5 protein-coding genes are annotated in these 6609 nt (G+C 27.2%); 1 reads left to right on the top strand and 4 read right to left on the bottom strand.

Going from position 1 to position 6609, the window contains the following annotated elements; all coding sequences use genetic code 11:
* Positions 1–83: 83 nt before the first annotated feature.
* Together panC and Q0K52_RS09430 are read right to left on the bottom strand one after the other, a co-directional pair.
* Positions 84–926: a pantoate--beta-alanine ligase gene (gene panC / locus Q0K52_RS09435; RefSeq protein ID WP_297298801.1), complete on the bottom strand. Its 843-nt coding sequence runs from the start codon at positions 924–926 to the stop codon at positions 84–86.
* Positions 927–930: 4 nt separating this feature from the next.
* Positions 931–1392: a hypothetical protein gene (locus Q0K52_RS09430; RefSeq protein ID WP_297298800.1), complete on the bottom strand. Its 462-nt coding sequence runs from the start codon at positions 1390–1392 to the stop codon at positions 931–933.
* Positions 1393–1545: 153 nt separating this feature from the next.
* Here Q0K52_RS09430 and Q0K52_RS09425 point away from each other — a divergent pair, with 153 nt between their 5' ends.
* A complete protein-coding gene (locus tag Q0K52_RS09425; RefSeq protein ID WP_297298798.1) occupies positions 1546–2325 on the top strand; it encodes a hypothetical protein in 780 nt (259 codons plus the stop codon).
* On the opposite strand, the gene Q0K52_RS09420 is transcribed toward Q0K52_RS09425, so the two are convergent.
* Positions 2320–3294 carry a DNA cytosine methyltransferase gene (locus Q0K52_RS09420; RefSeq protein WP_297298796.1) on the bottom strand — a complete coding sequence of 325 codons (975 nt, stop codon included), beginning with the start codon at positions 3292–3294 and terminating at the stop codon, positions 2320–2322. The two genes, Q0K52_RS09425 and Q0K52_RS09420, sit on opposite strands and share 6 nt — an antisense overlap.
* A gap of 117 nt (positions 3295–3411) precedes the next feature.
* Entirely contained in the window at positions 3412–6606 is a 3195-nt protein-coding gene (locus tag Q0K52_RS09415; protein ID WP_297298794.1) for an efflux RND transporter permease subunit, read from the bottom strand.
* Between the last annotated feature and the right edge of the window lie 3 nt (positions 6607–6609).

Here is a 6609-nt window from a genome sequence, read left to right as displayed (position 1 = left end):
TTGTTTATCTTTACTTAATTTACTTCGTTTCATACTTAAATTTTAACAAATTTAAGTTATCTAGGACAGCCCCTTAATTTTTATTATTTCAAATGTATATTATCTAATAATCTTGTTGAACCGCAGTAGCATGATATCAATATTATAGAATTTTTTGTAGCAGTAGGCATGCTTTCTAGTGTATCTTTATCAACAATATCAATAAATTCTAATTTCAGCATTTTATGAGCACGCAAATTGTTTTTTATTATATCTATTAAATATGATGATTTTGTGCTAGCTTTTTTGAATTCTTCTCTGGCTTCTTTTAATAATTTATATATTATAGTAGCTTCTTCTTTTTCTCTCTCGCTTAATAAACTATTTAAACTGCTTAATGCAAGCATACTTTTATCTCTTGTTATTGGTATTGTTTTTACAGAGATATTATATCCCAAATCTTTTATCATTTTTTTTACTATAAATACTTTTTGATAATCATGTTCTGTAAAATATACTGAATTAGGAGATATTATATTAAAGAGTTTTGCCATTATAGTGACAAGTCCTTTATAGTATAAAGGTCTGCTAATACCATGAGATTTGCCATATATATTATCCATATTTATATAAGTACCATAATCATCAGGTATCATTTCTTCCACTGAAGGTATGAATAGGGCATCAGCTTCACTTTTTTCTAACATTAATTTGTCATTATCTAAATCTTGAGGATATTTTTCTATATCTTCTGCTTTAGTAAATTGAAGCGGATTCAAAAATATACTTACAACAACTATTTCACATTCTTTTTTTGCTTTTTTTATTAATGCAGTATGTCCTTCATGCAAAGCTCCCATTGTAGGTATAAGAGCTATAGATTTGTTTTTATTTTCATTTATAAATTTATATGTTCCTTTTATAGTTTTTAATATACTAAAAGCCATATACTTAATCCATTTTCTTTATTATTTTATCCTGATTAGTTGCAGGTTCATAAAAATACAATGCAAGTATTGTTTGTAAAGGAAACATTATAATTGCCTCAATAAACATACTAAAACGTCTTATAGTAAATATAATTTCTTTTTTTAATACAAATACATTTAATATATAAAGTACTTTAGTAGCAGCGAATGCCAAGAATAATAATATTATTAAAAAATATGGCAATGTATTTGGTGCCGGAAGCAAAGTAATATATTTTGGTGTTTCATTGTTGTTAGAATTAACAATAAAAAGATATATTCCAAATAAATATACAAAAGTAAATATAGCGTCTAATACAATAGTAACAATAGTGGCATTTTTATATGAAATTTCAGGATAAAGCAAAGTACCGCAGGAACGGCATTGTTTGGCATATTTATCATTTACTGTTTTACAAGATTTACATTTTATAGTCTTAGGCATTCAAAAAGCTCCTTAATTTAATCAACTCATCATATTTATTTTATTAATTTAAAAACAATAATATTTTTAAATAATAAAATTGTCAACTATTATAAAAATAAAAAATTCTTTATTATTTTATTTTTTATTTCGTTAATAAACTTGGAGTTTATTATGTGTAAATTGTGGAAAATATTTGAAAAAGAATGTTTTAATTATTTGCAAGACACTTATACAAATGTGAAATTTAAACATATTGGAGCATCAGATTCTACTGTTTCTGATATAAAAGTAATTGATAATGATTTTTTTATTGAGGTAAAATCTGCTATATCCCAATGTGGACAGTTTGTAGTATTGGAGTATAACAATAGTTTTATATATTCTAATCAAAATAAAACTTATATAAATCAATATTCTAAATATATAATAAATTATATGAATAAAAACTTTGATGTATTCTATAATGCTGGTACTAGAGGTGTTGATATTAATATAAATAAAGATATATTTGTTTCTTGGATAATAGATTTTTATAAAACTAAAAATACAAAATATTTCATTACTAAAGCAGATAATTATATTATTATTCCATTAGAAAAAATATCTGAATATTTTGATATAACGGCATGTTATAGAGTAAAGAAAAGCGGTTCATCAAACCCTTCTCGTAAAAATATAGATGAAATAGTAAATTTTTTAAAAAATAATAGTATTAAGTTTGAATTAGAGATTAATTCTAAAAAACTTTATATAATCACTGAATATAATTTCAATAAAAAAATAAATATTAATAATTATTCATATCAATTTAATAATATAGATAAAAATATATATAATGTAAGAAAGCTATCTAATACTAATAATGCTAATGTAATATTTTCTATAAAACTTATAAAGAATTATCAAGAAGAAAATGATTTGAGATTATTTTTAGAAGATATAAAATTATGATATGTGCTCTGCTATTTTTATGGCTATATATTGAAGTACATCTACAACTACAGAGTTTCCAAATTGTTTATATGCTTGATTTCGGTTATCTATTATTTTAAATGAATCAGGATATCCCATTATTCTAGCACATTCTCTTGGCATAAGTTTTCTATATTTTCCATTAATTAAATATCCGCCTGTTTTTGAAAATACTCCTCCTCCGTCAGCAGATAAAGTAATTGCTACTCCTTTTGTACTATATATTCTTTCTCCTTGTCCGCCCTTATTTACTATACCCAAACGAATAGATTTATTGCTATATTTATCATCTTTAAAATAGTTTATAATTATATCATCTCTATTAATATAAATATCATTAGGTACTTGATTTTCTTCTAATAAAAAATCTTCTAAATGTTTTATTAATTCTATAGGTTTAGGAAAATTAAATTGCTTTATATTTAAATCTTTTCTAAAACAAACCATATATATTCTTTCTCGTTTTTGTGGAATTCCATAGTCTGAAGCATTAAGAACCTTATAATAAAAATCATATCCAAGTTCATTCATAATATGTTTTATTGTATTTAATGTTTTTCCATTATCATGCCTTACTAAATTTTTTACATTTTCCATAAAAACAATTTTAGTTTTTTTATACTCTAAAATTCTAGCTATATCAAAAAATAAATTTCCTCTTTTATCTTCAAATCCTTTTTGTTTTCCACTTATAGAAAATGCCTGACATGGAAATCCAGCACATAGTATATCATGATTAGGGATTAATTTTTCATCTATTTTAGTAATATCATCATCTGGAAATTCACCAAAATTTTTATAATATGATTCTTTTGCGAATTTATCCCATTCATTAGAGTAAACGCATTTTGCTCCAAGTGATTCCAAAGCTATTCTAAATCCACCTATTCCAGCAAATAAATCTATGAATGTTTTATTTTCTAGTAGTTTATTTTCTATGTTAATCATAATTTTTATATTATAATTTATTTGTATAAAAAATCAATTATTTAATAATATAAAAGAAGTTAATAGAATTATTTCTTCTATTAACTTCTTTCAATATTTATTGAGTACAAGTTATGATTAATGTCCGGTAGTAGTTATAGTAGTAGTAATTTCCTCTGAAGGATTTGTTGTAGAAGGAATTTTTATAAGTCTTAAGTCAAACATAATCATAAACATACAAGGTAAGAATATGAGTGTAAGCAAAGAAGCAAATAAAAGTCCGTAAGCTAATGCCATAACTATAGGAATAATAATATCTGCTCTACCGCCTATACCATAAGCAGTAGGTAAAAGTCCAACAACTGTAGTAACAGTAGTTAAGAATACAGGACGAAGACGCTGTTTAGCACCATCAACAATGGCTTTAGCAACACCTTTTTTACCGCCTTCTACACCTTCATCTATGATTTTGTTAATTAAGTCAACAAGTATAATACCGTTGTTTACAACAACACCAGCCAAACCAATGATACCTACAACACCCATGAATGATAAAGGCATTTTATGAATAGCAAATCCTAATAATACACCAATCAAACCGAATGGAATGATTATCATTATCATAATAGGCTGTATAAATCTGTTTAACTGAAGTAATAATACAATATATACGAATATGAATGCCATAGCAAAACTGAAAGCTAATTGTTTTATGGCTTTCATAGTTTCTTTAGCTTCACCGCCGAATTCTAATTTTAAACCTCTATATTGTCTGTTGAAATCTTTAAATCTTTCACTTACTGCAGCCATAACCTGCTGAGAAGTATTTTTACCATATTCTATTCCAGCAGTGATTGTTATTGTTCTTTGACCATTATAGTGTTTTAATGTAGCAAGTCCGTCAGCTTTTTCTATTGTAGCAAGATTTTTAAGATAAATTAATCTTCCTTGAGAGTTAGGTATTAAAAGATTTTCTAAATACTTAGCATCATAAGTAAACTCATCATCAAATACAACTCTGAAATCTAATTTATTTTCAAGTTCCTGTATATATGTAGCTTCTGTACCATAATATGCAGTTCTTACTTCATTAGCTACAGTTGCTACATTAACACCAAGTTCAGCTATTTTATCATAATCGAACATAACTCTTAATTCTTCTTTACCAACTTTATCATCATCATCTATATTGATAACACCAGGTACTGTAGCTAAGAATTCTTTTATTTCATCTTTAGCCTTTTTAGCAAGTTCAGTATTGTTTCCTACTATTTTAATATCTACAGGATCTCCTGGGTCAATATTTCCTTTTGTGTTCATACTGAATATAGGAACAGTTTGTCTTATATCTGTTTTATCTATTTCCTGATTGATTAAAGCAACAAGTTCATCGGCTGTTCTGTCTCTTTCAGCAGCAGGTACTAAATAAACCATAATACCGGCTAAACTTCCTTTTTCTTCAGAAACAACTTCTTGGTCAACTTGTTTTCCTACAAGTGAGTATAAAGCAACAAGTTCTTCTGGTTTAACTACGCTTGCTACAACATCTTCTATTTTAGCAATTTCTTTAGTTGTAACTTCTTTAGTTGTACCAGTAGGCATTTCTATATTAATAACTATAGTATCAGCACTTGTATCATATATAAGTACAAAGTTTTTGAAACTGTTTTGTGCTAAGAATACTGAAGCTATTAATAAAGCAACGAATGCACCTATAACAATATATCTGACACTTATTAATTTCTCCAATATTGCTCCGAAAGGTATTTTCATTTTATCGAATAAAGCATCTTTATCGAAATCAAGAGGATTTTTAAATTTGCCTTTCTTTTTAGGTTTATAAGATTTATATTTATCTTCTTTATCTTGTAATTGGTTAGGCAAAAGCAAAGTAGCTTGAAGCATACTTACAACAAGAGTAAATATAACGATTTTTGGGAAAAGATTTAATATTTTACCCATCATACCGCTGATTGTAAGCATAGGGAAGAATGCAGCAACAGTTGTAAGTGTTGAAGCCACAATAGGCATTACAACATCGGAAACGGCAAGTCTTGTAGCTTCAAGTCCTTTATATCCTGCCTGTTTAAAGTTGAATATATTTTCAGATACTACTATCGAGTTGTCTACTATCATACCAAGTACTGTAATAATAGCAGCTAATGACATAGTGTTGAATGTAATACCTGCTATCTGCATGTATATAAAACATGAGAACATTGTAATAACCATTCCCAAGCTTGTAAACATAGCACTTTTGAAATCCAAGAATATAATCAAAGTTATGAAGATGATTATAAATCCTTGAATAAGGTTTGAAGTTACAATACTTAAAAGAGATTTAATTGTTCTTGAGTTATCACCCATAACAGATACTTGAATATTATCAGGTATTAAATCAGCATTATCTTTTAAATACTGATTTACTACATCAATAGTTTTAAGAATGTCAGCATTTTCATTTTTTACAATGGAAAGAGAATATCCGGAAGCTCTATTAACTCTCATCAATGTAGTTTTATCTTCAAATCCAGATACAACAGTTGCTATATCGCTTACTCTTACTCTTTGACCATTAAATGTAGAACGTATAATAACATTGCTTGCTTCCATAGGGTCTTGGAATTCACCATAAGTAACTACTGTTTGTTCCTTACCGCCTGTTTCTATATCTCCTCCAGTAGCTCTAACGTTTCTTATACTAAGAGCATTAACAACATCGCTTAAAGCTATATAATTTTTTTGCATTTTTACAGGATCCATATATACTTTAATTTCAGGATCTGTTCTTCCTTCTATTCTTACTTCACCTACACCGTCAAGTCTTACAAGCTCATTTTCGAGCATTTGGCTTACATCAAATAATTCTCTTTCATCACCTTCCATTCCCTCTTTAAAGTGTACAGCTAAAGTATATATTGACATTTTATTAGGATTCAAGTCATAAGTTGTAACTTCTTCAACATCTTCTGATAAGTCTGGAACGTTCTGCATCTGTCTAAATATTTCATCTTTTACCGGCTGTCTGTCTGGCAGAGTTTCATCTAATGTTACTATAATTATAGCAACATTTTCTATTATTGTTGTATTATATTCATCTATACCTGATATACCTTGTAATTGCTCCTCTATAGGAATAACAGCATTCTGCTCTACATCAAGCGGAGTAGCACCGGGATATATTACAGATATTAACATCATATCCAAGTCTGTAGATGGAATTGATTCTTTTCTTAAATTAAAATAGTAATAACCACCTACAAATAATACGGCCATTACTATTATATTTACAAGCATCGTTTTTTTGGCAAAAAATACTATAATTCTTTCCATATA

This window comes from uncultured Brachyspira sp. (assembly GCF_944390845.1).
Lineage (GTDB): Bacteria > Spirochaetota > Brachyspiria > Brachyspirales > Brachyspiraceae > Brachyspira > Brachyspira pulli.
This window is presented reverse-complemented; position numbering and strand designations above follow the sequence as displayed.

Coding starts and splice junctions, on each gene's coding strand:
- Q0K52_RS09425 (WP_297298798.1), top strand. CDS start 1,546: ATGTGTAAATTGTGGAAAATATTTGAAAAAGAATGTTTTAATTATTTG.
- Q0K52_RS09420 (WP_297298796.1), bottom strand. CDS start 3,294: ATGATTAACATAGAAAATAAACTACTAGAAAATAAAACATTCATAGAT.
- panC (WP_297298801.1), bottom strand. CDS start 926: ATGGCTTTTAGTATATTAAAAACTATAAAAGGAACATATAAATTTATA.
- Q0K52_RS09430 (WP_297298800.1), bottom strand. CDS start 1,392: ATGCCTAAGACTATAAAATGTAAATCTTGTAAAACAGTAAATGATAAA.
- Q0K52_RS09415 (WP_297298794.1), bottom strand. CDS start 6,606: ATGGAAAGAATTATAGTATTTTTTGCCAAAAAAACGATGCTTGTAAAT.